At 43.3% G+C, this 17,981-nt stretch carries 21 protein-coding genes; 6 read left to right on the top strand and 15 right to left on the bottom strand.

The genetic code is table 11. The annotated features are described in order from the left end of the window. Position 1: 1 nt before the first annotated feature. A complete protein-coding gene (gene dptF, locus C8N29_RS11540; protein ID WP_204509344.1) occupies positions 2-1,624 on the bottom strand; it encodes a DNA phosphorothioation-dependent restriction protein DptF in 1,623 nt (540 codons plus the stop codon). Between the two features lie 296 nt (positions 1,625-1,920). Here dptF and C8N29_RS11535 point away from each other — a divergent pair, with 296 nt between their 5' ends. Then, positions 1,921-3,066: a GNAT family N-acetyltransferase gene (locus C8N29_RS11535; protein ID WP_107866208.1), complete on the top strand. Its 1,146-nt coding sequence runs from the start codon at positions 1,921-1,923 to the stop codon at positions 3,064-3,066. A gap of 164 nt (positions 3,067-3,230) precedes the next feature. Here C8N29_RS11535 and C8N29_RS16765 read toward each other — a convergent pair whose 3' ends face one another. The 3 genes from C8N29_RS16765 to C8N29_RS11525 form a co-directional block, all read right to left on the bottom strand. Next, complete coding sequence (locus C8N29_RS16765; RefSeq protein ID WP_170106971.1) at positions 3,231-3,374, bottom strand: hypothetical protein; 144 nt, start codon at positions 3,372-3,374, stop codon at positions 3,231-3,233. A gap of 102 nt (positions 3,375-3,476) precedes the next feature. Continuing rightward, positions 3,477-3,701, bottom strand: a complete 225-nt coding sequence (locus C8N29_RS11530) for a hypothetical protein (RefSeq protein ID WP_107866207.1) — start codon at positions 3,699-3,701, stop codon at positions 3,477-3,479. 18 nt (positions 3,702-3,719) lie between these two features. Further along, positions 3,720-3,974 carry a hypothetical protein gene (locus C8N29_RS11525; protein ID WP_107866206.1) on the bottom strand — a complete coding sequence of 85 codons (255 nt, stop codon included), beginning with the start codon at positions 3,972-3,974 and terminating at the stop codon, positions 3,720-3,722. 89 nt (positions 3,975-4,063) lie between these two features. Between C8N29_RS11525 and C8N29_RS11520 the strand changes: the two genes are divergently transcribed. After that, positions 4,064-4,297, top strand: coding sequence for a helix-turn-helix domain-containing protein (locus C8N29_RS11520; RefSeq protein WP_239987115.1), 234 nt, complete (start codon positions 4,064-4,066; stop codon positions 4,295-4,297). Positions 4,298-4,423: 126 nt separating this feature from the next. Next, on the top strand, positions 4,424-4,654 hold the full coding sequence (locus C8N29_RS11515) for a WGR domain-containing protein (protein WP_107866205.1): 231 nt from the start codon (positions 4,424-4,426) through the stop codon (positions 4,652-4,654). Here C8N29_RS11515 and C8N29_RS11510 read toward each other — a convergent pair. From C8N29_RS11510 to C8N29_RS11460, 11 genes are all read right to left on the bottom strand, one after another. Then, positions 4,651-4,893 (bottom strand): helix-turn-helix transcriptional regulator, encoded by a 243-nt coding sequence (locus C8N29_RS11510; protein WP_239987114.1) that lies wholly within the window; start codon positions 4,891-4,893, stop codon positions 4,651-4,653. The two genes, C8N29_RS11515 and C8N29_RS11510, sit on opposite strands and share 4 nt — an antisense overlap. A gap of 124 nt (positions 4,894-5,017) precedes the next feature. Continuing rightward, positions 5,018-5,806, bottom strand: coding sequence for a YagK/YfjJ domain-containing protein (locus C8N29_RS11505; protein WP_170106970.1), 789 nt, complete (start codon positions 5,804-5,806; stop codon positions 5,018-5,020). 415 nt (positions 5,807-6,221) lie between these two features. After that, entirely contained in the window at positions 6,222-7,907 is a 1,686-nt protein-coding gene (locus tag C8N29_RS11500; protein ID WP_146164460.1) for a hypothetical protein, read from the bottom strand. Between the two features lie 88 nt (positions 7,908-7,995). Continuing rightward, positions 7,996-8,193 (bottom strand): AlpA family transcriptional regulator, encoded by a 198-nt coding sequence (locus C8N29_RS11495; RefSeq protein WP_107866202.1) that lies wholly within the window; start codon positions 8,191-8,193, stop codon positions 7,996-7,998. A gap of 366 nt (positions 8,194-8,559) precedes the next feature. Continuing rightward, positions 8,560-8,718: a hypothetical protein gene (locus C8N29_RS16760; RefSeq protein ID WP_170106969.1), complete on the bottom strand. Its 159-nt coding sequence runs from the start codon at positions 8,716-8,718 to the stop codon at positions 8,560-8,562. A gap of 204 nt (positions 8,719-8,922) precedes the next feature. Then, a complete protein-coding gene (locus tag C8N29_RS11485; RefSeq protein WP_239987111.1) occupies positions 8,923-9,306 on the bottom strand; it encodes a copper-binding protein in 384 nt (127 codons plus the stop codon). 24 nt (positions 9,307-9,330) lie between these two features. Continuing rightward, positions 9,331-12,465 (bottom strand): efflux RND transporter permease subunit, encoded by a 3,135-nt coding sequence (locus C8N29_RS11480; RefSeq protein ID WP_107866199.1) that lies wholly within the window; start codon positions 12,463-12,465, stop codon positions 9,331-9,333. Beyond that, entirely contained in the window at positions 12,458-13,978 is a 1,521-nt protein-coding gene (locus C8N29_RS11475) for an efflux RND transporter periplasmic adaptor subunit (RefSeq protein WP_107866198.1), read from the bottom strand. Before C8N29_RS11475 ends, C8N29_RS11480 begins: the two co-directional genes overlap by 8 nt. Further along, a complete protein-coding gene (locus tag C8N29_RS11470) occupies positions 13,975-15,246 on the bottom strand; it encodes a TolC family protein (protein WP_107866197.1) in 1,272 nt (423 codons plus the stop codon). The genes C8N29_RS11475 and C8N29_RS11470 overlap by 4 nt, the downstream gene beginning before the upstream one ends. A 73-nt stretch (positions 15,247-15,319) precedes the next feature. Continuing rightward, positions 15,320-15,667: a hypothetical protein gene (locus C8N29_RS11465; protein ID WP_146164459.1), complete on the bottom strand. Its 348-nt coding sequence runs from the start codon at positions 15,665-15,667 to the stop codon at positions 15,320-15,322. A gap of 77 nt (positions 15,668-15,744) precedes the next feature. Further along, positions 15,745-16,143: a hypothetical protein gene (locus C8N29_RS11460; RefSeq protein ID WP_146164458.1), complete on the bottom strand. Its 399-nt coding sequence runs from the start codon at positions 16,141-16,143 to the stop codon at positions 15,745-15,747. A gap of 204 nt (positions 16,144-16,347) precedes the next feature. Between C8N29_RS11460 and C8N29_RS17055 the strand changes: the two genes are divergently transcribed. The 3 genes from C8N29_RS17055 to C8N29_RS11445 all read left to right on the top strand — a co-directional run bounded on the left by C8N29_RS17055 (position 16,348) and on the right by C8N29_RS11445 (position 17,937). Then, positions 16,348-16,719 carry a hypothetical protein gene (locus C8N29_RS17055; protein WP_204509343.1) on the top strand — a complete coding sequence of 124 codons (372 nt, stop codon included), beginning with the start codon at positions 16,348-16,350 and terminating at the stop codon, positions 16,717-16,719. Between the two features lie 39 nt (positions 16,720-16,758). Further along, entirely contained in the window at positions 16,759-17,319 is a 561-nt protein-coding gene (locus C8N29_RS11450) for a c-type cytochrome (RefSeq protein ID WP_107866194.1), read from the top strand. A 69-nt stretch (positions 17,320-17,388) separates the two neighbouring features. After that, complete coding sequence (locus tag C8N29_RS11445) at positions 17,389-17,937, top strand: cupredoxin domain-containing protein (RefSeq protein ID WP_107866193.1); 549 nt, start codon at positions 17,389-17,391, stop codon at positions 17,935-17,937. The last annotated feature ends 44 nt before the right edge of the window (positions 17,938-17,981 follow it).

The raw sequence follows: 17,981 nt of genomic DNA, 5'->3' as shown, positions 1-17,981 counted from the left end.
CTTAAACTACCCCTTTGCTTACAATAAACAAGCCATCATCTTTATGAACCTCATAGCAATTTCTACCCTCATAAAACCGTAAAATGCTCATTGACTGTGCAAACTCCGTCATTTGCTCAATAATTCCATCCAATAAAACAATGGCATTTTTATCGTATTTATTTGGGCGATAACCACGATTAAGCTTATAAATCAGTTCAAACAAATTGAGACTAACAGAGATTGGGATAAGTGATTGATTATCAAATTTTAAATAAGCATCAAAATAGGCACTCTTAGGTAATTTTTTCTTCTGAATCTCAGGGTAATCAGGCTTTACGCTCAAAGGTGCAGCAACTTGTATTGAGCCAAACTCTCCTAAAAACAAGTCACCTTGTCTTAAAAAGGGTGCGTTACGATTAGCATAGTTGAAGACTGACCTGATAAACTCATTCATATAGAATTGACGCAACTCATTCTTTAACAAATCACTCCCATCGTAATTTTTATGTAAAAACCAAATCCGTGAATACTTTTCTAGTAATTCTTCATTAAAGTCTGATGCAAAAAGCTGATGATAATTATTACCAATTGACTCGTGACGCATCAAATAAAAAAAACGAATTAAAGAGGCCGATTTACCCTTTTTAAAAACAATATGTTCTTTTTCTAATACTGATAAAAAATCTGCAAGTTCGGGATCAGGTAGCTCTAACTCATATCGCAACACGAATTGATCAAGAGCCTTCGTATGATTTAAAAGCGGATCAAAATCAGATAATCGCTGTACTAACTCATTATCTGTTGCATAAAACAAATTATCTGAAAGATACCCTTCCCCTAATAACAAATGATGTATTAAATCAAGCAAAGCACGAGTCGTAATAAATTGATCTTTCTTTAGACGTGCTTTAAATAAATTGGTAATAATGACATCTTGAACACTCTCACGAGCTAAAAGCCTAAAATTCGCAACCAATCTAAGATCCTTTTTCGCTTCCTCATCATTTTTTGCTGCAATATAAAAAGGATTACTGCTGTTAGGAGCCGTTAATCGTTGCATTAATTGTTTAGCAAATCTCGAATAATTGGTTTGATTTTCCGCGACATAAAACTTAGGGTATTGTTCAAAATCTAAAAACTGGCACTTATTATTTTCTTGCTGACCTTGCTCAAGAAAATGATCAATAAGAACTTTAATATGATGATGCCGCTCTGCACCTTCTTTTGCATAGTTTGCAAGCATGCCAACATTAATTCCTAGAATTAAAGGTTGTAGACTTTCAGTTATAGTATCAAATACCTGATCTAAAGCCTGAATAGCTGATTGATCTGGAGCAAAACTATGTGTTGCATCTAAGTGGAAATAAAATTCATTTTTATATTCATCATGACATCGCTTTAGAATTTCTGACTTTCCATCACCACTACTACCACAAAGAAATAAAATATCTCCTTGTTTTAGTTGAGTTAATCGCTTACGAAACTCTTTTTCTATATCTTGCTCGATATAAAGATAGCGTTTAATATCATCAAAGGCATCATGTTTACGATGCTCTGATACAGTAGTGACAGAAAAAGGTGAAGACTTAGCCAGAACATTTACAAGCTGCTTAAGAGTAAACGAAGTCACTTTACTATCCATATAATTCATTCTTATAGTTACAATTTAACTTACGATTAATGTATTTTTAAATTTGGCAACCCTGCAAGACTAACGTAGATTCTTGCACCATCATAAATCCGACAGTTATATCCCCAAGGTTTTGTCTGTTTACTAAAAATAAACGACTATCACCAAATACGCAACCAGTTTCAAAGATAAAAAATCCGTTACACTCGAAGACGATTTAGGCAGCCTCTACTATATCTGTCGCCAACAATAGGCTAAATCCTTATAATCCTTTACCAATTCCCCCTCTTTAATCCGTAGCTGCTTTTATGAACGTGCGTTTTATTGACGATATTCATTCCATTTCTGCTGAGACATGGCATAGCCTAGTTGGTACAAACTACCCTTTTTTACGTTATGAGTTTTTAGCGGCTCTAGAAGAAAGTCAAAGTGTTGGTGGTGAGAGTGGTTGGCAAGCCATGCACTTGTTGGTCGAATCGGATGATGGTCGTTTGTTGGCCGCTATGCCCTTATACTTAAAAAGCCATTCCTACGGCGAATATGTTTTTGATTGGTCTTGGGCAGAAGCCTACGAAAATCATGGTTTAGCCTATTATCCAAAGTTATTAGCGGCTATTCCGTTTACTCCTGCCACGGGGCAACGTTTGGTGAAAACAGCCGATTGTTCGGATGATGTCACCGCCATTGTCGCACAGGCATTACAAGACAAAGCCCAACAACTAGGCGCATCAGGTTGGCATGTGTTGTTTGTTGATGAGCAAGAATTAGCACAATGGGTAAAGACTGGGGCTGATATGCGCTTAGGCTGTCAGTTTCATTGGTATAACGAAGGATACACTGACTTTGATAGCTTTTTAGCGGCAATGAATTCTAAAAAACGCCGTACGCTGCGTAAGGAGCGTAACAGTCTAATTGCTCAAGGCATTGAGTTTAAACGGCTAACAGGTGATGCCATTACCCCAACGCTTTGGCAACGTTTTCAGGCTTTTTATCAATTAACCAATCTAAAATATAATCGACATCATGGTTATTTAACCCCTGACTTTTTTGAGCGTATTTATCACACTATGCGCGATAGTTTGTTGTTGGTTGTCGCATTTGATGGCGATGAAGCGATTGCAGGAGCATTATATTTTTTAGGCAAAAATACTTTGTATGGCCGTTATTGGGGCTGCATTCGTGAGGTGGAGTTTCTACATTTTGAGACCTGTTATTATCAAGGCATTGAGTATTGTATCGAACAGGGCATTCAACGATTTGACTCTGGCGCACAAGGTGAGCATAAAGTGCCGCGTGGTTTTAGACCGACGCTCACCTACTCTGTACATTGGCTTAAACACACTGGCTTTAAACAAGCTGTTAAACGTTTTTTAGTCGAAGAATCGGTCGCGATTCAACATTACCGTGATGAGATGAGTAAAGCCTTGCCGTTTAGGCAGGTTGAGGGAGATTAGTTAAATTGGCTTAGCGTCATTAAGATAACATTTAATCATCCTCTAGCTAAATATGCCATATCGTTATTAGCTCATAAAGAAGTGTAAAGTTGAGTGCCATCACGCAACCTTACATCTTGGTTATACCTTGCACTGAGTATCACCTTTAACGGTAATGCACAGTATCAACATAAACAACGACACGGAGGCATATCACAAATGCTACAACGGCTACGATGATGACCACCACAATACTCACAGGTATAATGCTGCGCTCTTAAAATTCTAAAGCCAAGCGTGTTAACTTTTTTAAGTTGATGAATCTTCATGTCTGTCTCCATCCTCTCAAGATAATCTTGATAAGCTATTCAGAAGAGAGGATTTTTCTGCCCTAGCCTATTGGGAGTAAACTCAATAAATCTAAGACTCGTTCATTTGCCTTTACCAAACAACGTAATTGCTGCAATAAAGACGACAATCACAATCAAAGCCACCACTTGCCCTAAAGAGGGAAACATCACCACAGGCCAAAACAAGCCACGCCCCATGTTGTAGGCAACACCCTTGTAATCGTACTGCCCCCAAATTGAGCCATAAATGCCTGTTAAAATACCAATTACGAGATAGGCACTGATTATCATGTGTTTAATTTTCATTCTCTTATCCTGATTAATTTATTGATTTTCCAAAACACATAACTTAGTTGACTCAACCATCTTGTCCATAAAGTCAGCTGGTACATAGCCTTTTTCAATCTTGTTAAAATCATCCTCTGAATACATGCTTTTTATTTTTTCATAACTGCATTCGCATAATTCTTTAGGCGCACCATTGGCTACACACCCTGTCATGTAGTCACGTTCTGATTTACTGGTACACGCTACTAATGTCGTTAAGACGATACCTGTCATTAAGATTTTGAAAGTCATCTTTTGTCCTCATCAGCCTGATTATTCCAAAATGGGATTATTCCAAATAAGGATAACACTGTCAACTTTATTACGCGGTAATGAGGTTTATGGTGAAAACGATTTATCAAGAAAGTTATCAAGCATTTATTAAACAATTGGTTTTAGCAAGAAAGGCAGCAGGCTTAACCCAAATGCAAGTCGCTGAGAAACTGTCAAAACCTCAATCGTATATTGCAAAGGTGGAAGGAGCCGACCGTAAATTAGATGTGATGGAATTTGTCGAGTTGTGTGATGTCATTCATCAAGACCCGAGCGAATTGATTAAACTACTCAAGCCCTGATAACGCCCCCACCTAAATAACCCAGTAAGTGACAATGTATGTCGCCTTGTGGGTTATTTAAGCTATAAAAGAGATAAAATCTGCTCTAAGGTTATTGATGCTTTATTGAACACCTTGGGTAATATCATGCTTTCTACGTGGACTAAAATTGAGCCTACGCGTAATTGTTACCGCTTTTATGCGATTTCATTGGCTGATGACTTATTTAACGCTTATGTGGTGTCGTGTGCGTGGGGGCGTATTGGGGCTAAAAAGTTTAGGCGTAAAGTTGTTGTTTTTAATTCTTTAGAGGAAGCAATGACTAAAATTAAATACGAAGAATCATTGCGTCTAAAACATCAGTATCAACCTGCTTAACCCCTGCTGTTTTTGATTTTAGATTCAAGCCATGCGTTGACTTCTGACTCTAGCCAACACACGGTTGCTTCTGTGAGTTTAATGGCGCGTGGAAATGTAGGGTCGTAACGCTTTGACCTCGCATCCATCATATCGTACAGCGTTGAGCGGCTTAAGCCTGTACATTCAATCAATTGTTTCATACGCAACATTTTGTAGCTTGGTTTATTGCTAATGGATGTATTGATAGGCATGTTCATTTTAGTGTCCTCAGTTATACGGGACGCTTTCCCGCATAATAGAAGCCGTACGAATAAAAAAATACCCATTCAGATCAGGAGAGCGAAGAACACCGCTCACTCCCCTTATTGCAATTTTTGCACTTTACTGCGTTTTACCAAACGTTCTTCGGCCTTTGGGCTTCATTCTCAAATATTGGTCGTCTTTTTCAGGCTTTGCCAAATAGCCTAAAGCATGAACCATGTTTTCACAGCCCACTCCATTACCTCGATGAATCATACCAATCCCTAACCGATTAGCTCGTTCATAAATTTCCTTACTCTCAGGTGTGTTACAACTGTGATACCCACCACCAAAATCAACGGCTATTGCCTTCCATAGTCGGCCAATTTCTTGCGCTAAATACCAATCTTGCTGATGCTTCGATCCCTTGAAACAGTAAAATGCGTGAATGTGATAGCCTTTTTCATTACCCTGCTCAATACACCAACCACTGGCTACCAAATGCTCAAATAAGGGTTGACGATCACGCTCACGATTCATCGTATCTAAATGCCTATAAACATCCGTAATTTTGACAAAGTTTTGTTTTTCTTTGGCATAACCAAAATCGACCCGAATGACTAATAACCGAGAATGCTGTTGTTGTAGTTGGCGTATATAATTTTCTAGGCTTTGCCTATTTTGCCGCGCTTGATAACAACGATCTGAAACCTTACGTTTAAATTCTTTTTGTTGGCTATACTGCCAAATATGATTAATTAAACACTCTATTTCAGCGTCACTTAAACACTGTCCATCATAGTAACCACCATCTAACAAGCCTAGTTGATCACAACCATACCAAAATGCGTTTATGTGCTCACTGTAGTCAAAATATTCAGGCTGAAATAAAGTAAGATGCTCATTAAGCGTTAATTTTATTTTGATCATTGACAGATGGTTCAAGACTTCTCTCAAAGGAGTTCTCTGTACAATAAGATCAACAAAGGTTTCAATTTGAATGAGTAAAAAAGATTCACTAATACTACATAATGGTCTAGCTAATATTGACATGTCTGACACTCTTATAACTAATTGGCAACATTGCCATAACAAGAGCAATCCTCATTAAATATTATTATGGATTGGCTCTATCTAAAGATAGAGCTTTCTTTAAGATTATTTTTTAATAGTTTACTAATCTTATAGGTTAACTATTATTATGTAATAAGTATTGATTATATTAATAATATTTATGGGTATAGGGGATAAGATAATATTATTTACCCACCAAATTCATCATTATTTTGATGGTGAATTTTTATAAGGGTCTATGCCGTCACTTAGGGCTAAAAAGGGCATAAATTCATGATGGAAAGTTAGCTGAGATTACGCTATCTTTACTATCAGCATCAGAAGAAAAATCAGCACCAATTTGATTTAATAGATTTAAATCATAACCGTGATTATCAAAGGCTGCTATACAATCTTCTTCAAATAATCGAACACAATATGGCTTTAGACTTGATGCGTCCTTCGGATCTTTACCGCCGAACTGCACTGCCCAAATTTTTTCTACGCTCTCCTTTTGTCCAATTAAATGGATTGAAATTAGAAAACTAGTACCCGAAAAATGATTTTTTAGTTTAATCGGTAAGAAGGCCAATTTTGCTTTATCAAAGCTAATTTTGCTTGGTAATGCACATGAAAGCAATGCTTTAACGATCAGGGCATGCTGATATGAAATACAGTAAATAAAAAATATCAATGCCATTTTTTTGTTGCTATCAATCGAACTATGTCCTTTGTCTTTAAAGGGGAAAACGTTTAATTCAATTTCACATAAAACAGAATCATCAACATAAAGGGTTTCTAATGTAATTTGCCTCCCAGACTTTTCTAATAATAATGAAGCAAAGTAATCAATTTGGCTATGCAAATACTTTAATAATGAAGTAGTTACTTCATCAGGAAAAAACTCATGTAATTTGTATGGCGCAAATAATTGAACCCACTCAATCAGTTGAACGTTAAATTTCCCAGCATAAAAATTAGTTGGATCTATTACATAATTTTTATAATCTCGAAAATACAACCCTTTCTCTTCAAGCATTTTTCTTATATTCTGTAATAGTTCAGGTAATCTATCGCCCCAATCAATATCACATTGGGAGTCATCGGTTGTTACATACTTGATAAGAGATGAAACGTCATTAGCACTATAATAAAATTTATCTTTGAGATCCTTGATGAATTTATAAACCCTGAATCCCAAATAATACTGATTATAATGATTGATGGCTGTAGTATTTAAAGCAAGCCACAACGAAGGTGCTTCAATACCCGCTAGATTATCACCACACACATTTAAGAAAAATATACCTTTGGCATGCCCAAAAATGTGCTTATGAGTGATGCCTGATACCCTACTCAGCAAATACCCCATCTCTTCAATGATACCTAACTGTGAATCCAATCGATCTGATGACATACCTGTAAGCTTTGAAACTTCAACTAAACCAAGATTTCTCACTGAGCCACAAACATCCGCATGCAAATAAAGAACTGCTAAAAGAATCCGCGTTGCTGCGGTGAAGGTATGTCCACTAGACTGCACCTCCTGTGATTCTGATTTTATTTTTTTCTTATTAATACTACGCAGAAAGTCATTACCTACCCCCCAAAATAACAAGCTTTCTAAACGTAGATCATGGTATATACATCTTGATTTAACATTTATCCCATCCAAATCATCAAACAATAACTGCGTCAACTGTATCTTTATTCTAGGACGACCAACAGTACGAACAAATTCTGGATCATTTTTTGTGTCTTTTAAATACCCCAAATCCAACAAAAGGCTTCTAGCCTTTCGGAATACAGCATCTGAGATTCCAAATTGTTTAACCACCTCCTTTGTTGACAACATCAATGTTGTATTGCCATACAAAAATAAAACTCTGATTAACAAATATTTAGCTTCTGGTGTCAGCTGATTGTTTTTCATAAGTAATACCTTATGGCAAAAATCCTTACTTAAACCGACCATCACAAGCAACTCCGAAAAAAGTTTTGTGTCCAACGTTATAGTGGGTACTGCTAACTAAAAGCAATACCCACTATCTGCCAAGATTAATCCATTAACTAGCCGCCAATCGTTTATCTCTATCTTCAATTTTATCCATAATCCAATCTTCAATCTCTGATTTAACCCAACCGACAGCTCTATCTCCTAAAGGAACAGGTTTAGGAAAAGTGCCAGCGGCAATAAATTTATAAATGGATGAGCGACCTAGACCAGTATGAAACATTACATCAGTTAATCGCATGATAATCATTTTGAGAGTCCTCGTTAATTCCTCATGTGATAAGTGAGCGATGTAATTTTTTACTCAGACGTAGATTAGCAACCTATGTGCGACTACAGTCAAAACTCTGACGCTCAAAAGCACCACTCTTAATCAATTAAAAGAAAAATCCATCTTCTATACACCAACTATCAAACACCATAAAAGCCAGTAATTCACAGCTAAAAGCCACTCTTGCATATTCCATCAGCACTGACCATTTGTTCTTGAGTGGACTGACCACGGACTCTTTTAAGTTGACCACTTTGCTTAATGTTACTGACCACCACACTGCTGTTGATGACCAGATTATTGGCTACGCTGACCACTTTTAATTATCTATTATCCATCAATAAACTATTTTTTAGCTTTACTCAGGCTATCATGCAGATACAAAAATCCCCGACTTTTATCGGTAATGACTATCTGACTGTCATCCATGTGGGCGCGGAAATACAGACCTTCTGAACCAATGAGGATGTCCACCAAATACCAGCCAAAAAATACTACTGCCATCACTTTGGTATGACCTTGTTGAAGTTCCGATCTTGCACCTTTGAGGTTCTTCGCTGGTATCACGACACACCGAGTCAAATGGCCGTCTGTGATAGTTACTTTGTAAAATCGTATCCTCCCGCGTGAGACAGGCTGTTCTCAACTATTCATTACCTGCAAAACAGAGCTAGTTTTAGACTCGCTCCGTTTTGCGTGAATAGTTGATTATTTTGCAGGCTTAATCGCCGTCACCAGTGCATTCATGCCACCCTCTGATTTCAGCTCAAACGCTACTTTTTGACCTACTTTCAACCCCTTCAACAATTTGGGGCTGGCAACCTTAAAGTCCATATTCATCGGCGGCCAATTCAGCTCTTTAATGGCTTCATGATCCAATGTGACCATACCTTGTTTGGCATCAATTCCTTTTACCACTCCGATACCGTGCGCCATTTTACTGGCAGGCTTTGCGGCAGCTTGGGCGGCGGGCATAGCCATGTCCATCTTGCTCATATTCATGTTACCCATGTTGTCATCAGCAAAAACAGGGAGTGTATAAATAAGAGATACTATTGCAACTAAGGCTAAACTACGTTTTTTCATCATCATATCCTCTACGTTAAAAAGAACAATTCAGGCATTTTTCACCTTCAACCCACCTCGCCGCAGCAATAAATACGCCGCAGGAAGCACAAACAACGACAACAACGGCGCAGTCAACATTCCGCCCACCATTGGTGCCGCAATACGACTCATCGCTTCTGAACCTGTTCCTGATCCAAACAGAATTGGCAATAGACCTGCTAAAATGACGGCAACGGTCATCGCTTTAGGTCGTACCCGTAATACCGCGCCATCAACTAAGGCGCGGTGTAAATCATCAAGCGTATTCAGTTGCCCTGCTTGTTGATAGCGGGCAATAGCCTCATCGAGATAAACCAGCATAATCACGCCAAACTCGGCCGCCAGCCCTGCCAAGGCAATCATGCCCACCCCCGAAGCAATGGAAAAATTGTGTCCCAGCAGATATAAAAACCAGACCGCGCCCACCAAGGCAAAAGGCAAGGTGCCAAGAATTAGTAGCGCTGGTGTGATACGGCCAAAGGCGAGAAATAGCAGAATAAAAATAATGGCGATGGTCATCGGCACGACCCACAACAAGCGTTTGGCTGCCCGTTCAAAATATTCAAACTGCCCAGACCACGCCAGCGCATAACCTGCGGGCAACTGCAATTCACGCTCAACCTTGGCACGAGCCTCTTTAACAAAACCCGCTAAATCACGGTCACGAATATCGACATAGACCCAGAGATTGGGGCGAGCGTTTTCACTTTTAATCATCGGTGGGCCATCGCTAATACTCAATGTGGCGATAGTGCTGAGGGGGATTGTTGCACCACTGGCTGTGACTAAGGGTAAGTCTTGCAGGGTTGCCAGTGAGTCACGGCGCTCGCGCGGAAAACGGATGTTGATCGGGAAACGGGCGCGGTCATCCAATAGTTCACCAATGTTTTCTCCGCCGACTGCGGTGGCAATAAAGTCCTGTACTTCCTGAATGTTAAGGCCATAGCGCGCGGCTTGTAGACGGTCGATGTGAATATCGACATAACGCCCACCTGTCACTCTTTCGGCAATCACCGACGCTGCGCCAGGTATCTGTTTGACGATTCGTTCAACTTCCTGCCCCAACTTCTCCAGCGTCGCTAAGTCGGCTCCTGATAATTTGATACCGACAGGGCTTTTAATCCCCGTCGCCAACATATCAATGCGATTACGAATCGGCTGCACCCAGACATTGGCCATGCCTGGCACTTGTAGTCGTGCATCCAGCTCCTTGATGAGTTTTTCGGGGGTCATACCAGCACGCCATTCGCTACGCGGTTTTAACTGGATGGTGGTTTCTAGCATTTCCAGTGGTGCTGGGTCAGTGGCCGACTCGGCACGACCCGCCTTGCCAAACACGGTTTGCACTTCGGGCACGGTTTTGATTAAACGATCGGTGAGCTGGACGATTTCAGCAGCTTTATCTGCCGACAAACTTGGCAACGCGGTGGGCATATACAGCAAGTCGCCTTCATCAAGCGGCGGCATAAACTCTGAGCCTAGTTTTGCTAACGGCCACAGCGTCAGTAATACGGCTATCATGGCGACCATGAGCGTCTTTTGGGGGTGATGTAACACGCACACCAGCACGGGTTTATAGCCTTTAATCAGCCAACGATTGATGGGGTTTTCCTGTTCTGGGCGAATATGACCCTGAATAAAAAAGGTCATTAACACAGGAATTAAGGTTACCGATAAACCCGCCGCAGCCGCCATCGCATAGGTTTTGGTAAATGCTAACGGAGCAAACAAACGGCCTTCCTGTGCTTCCAAGCTAAAGACGGGAATAAACGATAAGGTGATAATCAGCAGTGAGAAGAATAGCGCGGGGCCAACGTCACAGGCTGCGTCAATAATCACGGCCACTTGCTGCGCTCGCGTCGGTGTACCGCGTTCAGCTTGCCATTGCTCCAGTTTGCGGTGGGCATTTTCAATCATCACAATGGCGGCATCGACCATCGCGCCGATGGCAATCGCAATCCCGCCTAAAGACATGATATTGGCGTTGATGCCTTGATAGTGCATGATAATAAACGCCGTCAGTATGCCTAACGGCAGGGCAATAATCGCCACTAATGCCGAGCGTAAATGCCACAAAAACAGCGCACAAACGACAGCAACCACCAAAAACTCTTCCAGTAATTTGTGCCAAAGATTAGCCACGGCACGGTCAATTAACTGCGAGCGATCATAGGTGGTCACGACCTCTACCCCTGACGGCAGACTACGTTGCAGTGTGGCTAGTTTTTCTTTGACGGCGATAATGGTTTGACGAGCATTTTGACCAGAACGCAAGACAATCACCCCACCCACTACTTCACCTTCGCCATTTAATTCGGCAATGCCACGGCGCATTTCAGGGCCGATTTGGACACGGGCAATATCGGCCAAGAGAATCGGTGTACCTGTTTGCGAGACACCAATAGGAATCTGGCGAAAATCATCCAGTGTGTGCAAATAACCTTGTACCCGCACCATGTATTCCGCTTCACCCTGCTCCAGCACCGAACCGCCCGCCTCACTGTTAGCGGCTTTAATGGCAGCCGTCACCGTTGCTAACGGCAAGCGGTAACTTCGTAACTTGTCGGGGTCAACCTGAACCTGAAACTGTTTTACCATGCCGCCCAAGGTGGCAACTTCGGCAACATTAGGTACAGTTTTTAACTCGAATTTGAGAAACCAGTCCTGCAAGGCACGCAACTCGGCTAAATCATGCTGGCCCGTTTTATCAACCAAGGCATATTCATAAATCCAACCGACTCCTGTGGCATCTGGCCCTAAACTCGGTTTTGCGCCTGCGGGCAAACGACTGGCTACTTGACTAAGATATTCCAGCACGCGTGACCGCGCCCAATACAAATCGGTATGGTCATCAAAGAGGATATAAACAAAGGAGTCGCCAAAAAACGAATAGCCGCGTACCGTCTTGACTCCAGGCACAGACAACATGGCTGTCGTTAACGGATAAGTAACTTGGTTTTCCACCACTTGCGGTGCTTGACCTTGCCACGGTGTGCGAATGATGACTTGGGTGTCGGATAAATCAGGGATAGCATCCAACGGCGTACGCAGTAGCGCAAATATGCCCCATGCTGTGAGTAATAGAGTCGCCAGCAACACTAATAATCGTTGTTGGGTAGACCATTTAATCAGATGTTTAATCATGACTGGCCTCCGCCTGCAACGCGTCAATGACGTACGCACCATTGTCGGGCGTAGCGTTGACCTCCATCCTGACACGCTCACCAACCTTGATGTTTTTGAGTTGTTCACTATGACGCACCTTAAACGTCATGGTCATCGGTGGCCATGCCAAGGCGGGAATAGCTTCATGATCGAGTGTGATGGAGGCCGCTTGGCGGTCTATAGCGATCACCTTCGCACGGATTCCCATGTCTGCTTGAGCTGACTCATTCATGGCAGTAGGTGGGGTCGGGATGGCATTTTTGTTATTCACTGCCGCAAGACGAGCCAATACACCATTTAGTGACGCTTCTGAGTCTATTAAAAACTGCCCAGAAGCGACGACTTCTTCACCCGCCTGTAAACCCTGCACAATCTCGCTTTGACCGTTCTTCTCCGCACCTAAACTGACTTCTGCTGGCCGAAAGTGTTGGCCATCCTTGACAATGACAACGGTGCGCGTGCCTGTACTAATCACGGCTTCTGAGGGTACGCTCATCACTTCACGGCTATGCCCCGCCAATGTTGCGGTGGCAAACATGCCTGTTTTTAATACGCCTGAACGATTGGCCAAAACCACGCGCACACGAACACTACGTGTTGTGCTATCAAGTGTCGGATACAAATAATCAATTTGTCCTGTAAAACGTTGAGCAGGCAAACTCTCTAACTGCGCGTTAACGCCATCTCCTATTTTGAGACGAGAAGCATCACGTTCGGGAATGTCTAATAACAACCAAATATGGGATAAATCAGCGATTTGCATCAGGTTCGTGGCAGGCAGAATTTGCCCGCCTTCGCGTACCAGTAATTCTGTCACCACGCCTGACGCAGGGGCATAAACACCAATCCGAGGATTGGCGCGAGCAGCTTTCGTAATCGCGTTAATTTCGCCCTCATTCATGCCCAACAGTTGTAAGCGTTGACGTGCCGCTTGGCGCAAGCTGTCAATATCTCTTATGCCTGTGACTTTCAGTAATGCCAAGTATTCTTGTTGGGCGGCCAGTAATTCGGGAGCATAAATATCGGCCACTTTTTGCCCTGCGCGTACGGTATCCCCGACCGCACGCACCCATAAATGTTCAATAAAACCTGCGCTACGGGTTTGCAGGGCATACAGCCGATGCTCATCCGCCTCCAGACGACCAACGGCGGACAAGCCATCAGAAAACTGGCTGCTTTGTACTTTCACCACGCGGATACCCAAGTTCTGCGCCATACCTGCACTGACGGTTACACCGCTATCACTGACACTATCGACATATTTAGGCACTAATTGCATATCCATAAACGGCGATTTACCTGCCTTATCGAACTTTTGCTCAGGCACCATTGGGTCATACCAGTACAAGACTTTAGGTTCTGATTTCTGTTGTTGTGTGGTGTGACTTGCCATTGGCAAAGATGATGCTTGATGGCGATAGAACCACCCTACGCCTCCCCCTGTTAGCACAACGCCAGTCAGGGCAATGATGATTAATTTCGATTTGTTCATAGTGATACTTCCTCATTACCCACAACATATTGCAAACGGACTAATGCCCGTAAACGGTCAATACGAATCAGCCAATGCTCCAGCTCCACGTCCAGCACGGCACGGCGCGCCAGCCATACCGAGGACAATGGCGTTTTCCCTACTTGATAAGCAGCTTGCGCGGTTGCCAAGGCCGCTGTCGTGGCTGGAATCAGTCGCTGCATATATTCTTGTTCTCGGGCTTGAGCGGTGTCGTAGTCCGATTGTGCATCGGCGGCATCGGTGCTTAAGGCGCGTCGTTGGTCTTCAGCCAGAAACTCGGCTTGTTGAACATTTGCTAACGCAGCCGCTTGTTGATGACGTTGACGATTCTGTTTTTGCCACGGTAAATCCACCGTCAACTGCACACTAACCATATCGGCGCGTGAGCTTTGCCGTTGACCGACCATCACCTCCCAACTCCAATTGGGCAGGTCTTCAGCAGTGGCTAATTCGGCCTGATGACGATTGGCTTCGACGTTATGTTCAGCGGCTATGACCAGAGGATGTTGAGCAATACTGGCTTGTTCGGCGGTAAGTAGAGGGGTATTTAGAATAGGTAAATTGGGGCTTAAAGGTCGAGCGGCGACATCGCCCAACCACCGTGTCAGGATATTACGGGCTTTACGCGCCTCCCGTTGCGACATCAATAATTGGTCGTTCGTCATCGCTATCTGTGCATCTTGCTGTAGCAGTTCCGTCGCTGTGACGGCTCCACTCGCCAGTTGTGTGGCGGCTACTTGCCGTTCGGCATGTAGTTCATCAAGCAAACGCTGACGCATCTCTGACGTTTTTTCGGCAGCAAACACATCCAGCCAAGCAAGTGCGGCATCTCTTTTAATTAGTCGTGCCATGTTTTTGCTATTAGCACTTAGCACCTCGGCTTGTTCCTGTAATTGCGCTGAAGCGGCGACTCGTTTTACAGGTCTAACCATGTTTTGCATTAGGCCAATAGTGCTCATGGTCATGTCGTCACGGTTCAGCCGTAAACTATCGCTGCCTGTTATCGGCATATTAATGACACCGAATTTGAGCTGAGGGTCAGGCAATTGAGCCGCCTCTTGTGCTTGTTCACGCGCTGCACTGGCGGCTGACTGATAAGCCTGCACCGATGGTTGTTGGGCTAAGGCGCGTTGCAGAGTTTCGTCGAACGTTAACGGTTCCATCGCCCAACTAATTGCAGGCAGGATGAGCAGCCCGAGTAAAATACGTCCTGTTAAAATGGGCGTTAAGTGCCAAGCGTTATTCATGGGTCATCTCTCAAAAACGAACAGACACAGCCGTGGCCAGCAGGCAAATGCCCACTAGCCAGCGTGCTGGTAACTAATCTTTAGAAATACTGGAAATAACCTTGCCATCGTCGTGCTGCATCCATTGATAATGAATGTGAGCACCGACGCTGATGTCTTGCACCTGCTCAGACGTGACCCTGTATTTGCTATACATGACAATGCCTTTGCCTGGAATGATGGTGTCGTGGGCAATGGTGAGTTGAATACCATCAATCGCCGAGACACGGCCAAAGCCTGTGTGCATTGTCATTGGCGATTCTGGAACAGGGTGAATAATGCGTTCGTAAGACGCAGAAGATTGACGTGGGTCGGCATTAGCCACCACGGACGCAGCAAGGGTCAACGCCATTAGGCTGACCCCAAGGATGAGAGTACGCATGATAAAAACCTCTAGGTTAGCAATACAATTTCCCAAGCAAATACACGCAGGTATTCACTTGGCGTTAGAAAAAGTATTCAGACTCTAGGCGGTTTATCGGGGGGAGAAAGAGCGATTTTGGGAACAAAGGCAGGGGCGAGTGGCACAACAGCCGAGTAAGTTGTAAGGGTATTAGTCGTTAAAGGTGCGGTATTAATACCCACCGTTAAATGGCAAATGATATTTGCCAAACAAGGCGTGGCTTTATCGGCCATTGCTTTATCTGCGGTAGAAGGATGCGACTGATCGGCCTGAGCCATACCCGTCCCTTCATGGTGACAAGGCGACATACCAGCCATTACTTGTTGTTGGCCTGTCTCCATCATCTGCTCACAACCAACGGCACACTCACTGGCGCAGGCAAAGGCTATCGGCGGCATCAAAGCCGTCAACAGCATTAACCACAGTGTCAGTAGCAAGCGAGTGTTCTTTTTCATATTCCACAAGTGTAACGTGTTTTGACAACTAGAATATAGCTTTTTGCTGTACTTATTCAATACGCTACATGAGTGATGGTCAATAAATCACGGCAAAATGACGAAATTGTAATGTTGAGGTCATGCTCGCGTTTACTACGATGACTTAAATTTGAATTGAGAATAACACCCTCCTCCCAACTTTATTTAATGTCGAGAAATAACATGAAAACCTCTATTCGTTCCCTCCTTGTACTGAGTTTGATAATGGCAGCGAGTTCAACCGTATGGGCGCACGACCCTGCTGAACATGCCAAAGAAGCCGCCGCAAAAAAAGCCAAAGCCGATTGCGCCAGCATGCAAAAAATGGATATGACCAAAATGAACATGGATGATCCTGTCATGCAGGCTATGCACAGCAAATGCGCCAAACAGATGGCTCAAAAAAACAAGGATAAAAATACTAAAGATACAGGCCATGAAGAAATGAACCATGCCGACATGGATCACTCAAAAATGCCGATGAATGATGCCAAAATGCCTATGCCTGAATCATCCGCTGCACCTGCATCACACGCCGAACATAAACACAACTGATCTCGCGTTCATAATCAACCCGTGTGCAAGGAGAGACTGATGAAGACTGTGCTGAAAACTTTAACCGTGGCCGCCGTACTGGCTGTGTTGGGCGCATTGACTTTTCTGTACTCTGGGTTGTACCCGATGGGGGCAGACAACAAACACTTTAAGCTGACGTATTGGGCACTCGAAACCCTGAGAGAACGCTCTATCGCCCGCGACATTCGTGATATTAAAGTGCCGCCACTGGTTGACCCACAACTTTTATTAGCAGGTGGACAAGACTATAACGATATGTGTAGTAGCTGCCACTTACAGCCAGGCAAAACGCAATCTGACTTGAGTATTGCCCTGTATCCACAACCACCGAATCTGTCGCTTCAACCCGCCAAGGGCTTGTACGGCGATGCCAATGCTCGCGCTGCTCGTCATTTCTGGTACATCAAACATGGTATTAAGGCCAGTGGCATGCCTGCGTGGGGTATGACGCATACAGATGATCGTATTTGGGCGATGGTAGCTTTTATCCAAAAACTGCCGACACTAACACCTGAGCAATATCAAATTCTGACGGCACCAGAGGATGGAGAAACGGGTGGACCTATGGCTGGTATGTGAGGATAGCATCTACGTCAAAGTAAGCATATTTTGCGTATGGCACAAAGCATTTGTTGATAAGAGAAAGCTATGACGACTCGTTACGACACCCTCAAAAAGAAAATACATGGCAAGGATACAGCCTTGTTACTCGTTACTATATTTAGTTTGACTCCCGTGAGTCCTGCCATTGGACATGTAGCCCAAGTACCGTATAAGGTATTACTCGCAATGGAAAGCGATGAGTTGGACTGTGGTCGCCGAGGCTCAATTCGAGACTTGACGGACAGTACAAAGCTTATCTTTGATGGCGTGTCATCACCATTAAAAGAAGTTTTGATGGTCTCTGTTGGTAAAACTATGCGCTTGGCTATGACAAACCTTCAAAACACAGATATCTTGTTTGCATTGGGTAGCCATCCTGAGTTAGTTAATTATGGGCGGCTACTCCAGAAGCAACGCGACACTCAGTTAGTTTCTCCTAATATCGTGGCTATCGCTGCACAGGAGCATACACAATTGATTTGGCAATTTACACGGGTGGGTGAGTTTGAGATTACGGCTTTTCAGCGTGATCGCTATGGGCGATGGCAGGCTGGTGTCACGGGGAAAATTATGGTGCAGCCTACTGAACCATGAGGAGCTGTTATTACTCCGTAACGCCTGTGCCATTTGCTTCTCCA

The sequence above is a fragment of the Agitococcus lubricus genome (assembly GCF_003051055.1).
Taxonomy (GTDB): Bacteria; Pseudomonadota; Gammaproteobacteria; order Pseudomonadales; family Moraxellaceae; genus Agitococcus; species Agitococcus lubricus.
This window is presented reverse-complemented; position numbering and strand designations above follow the sequence as displayed.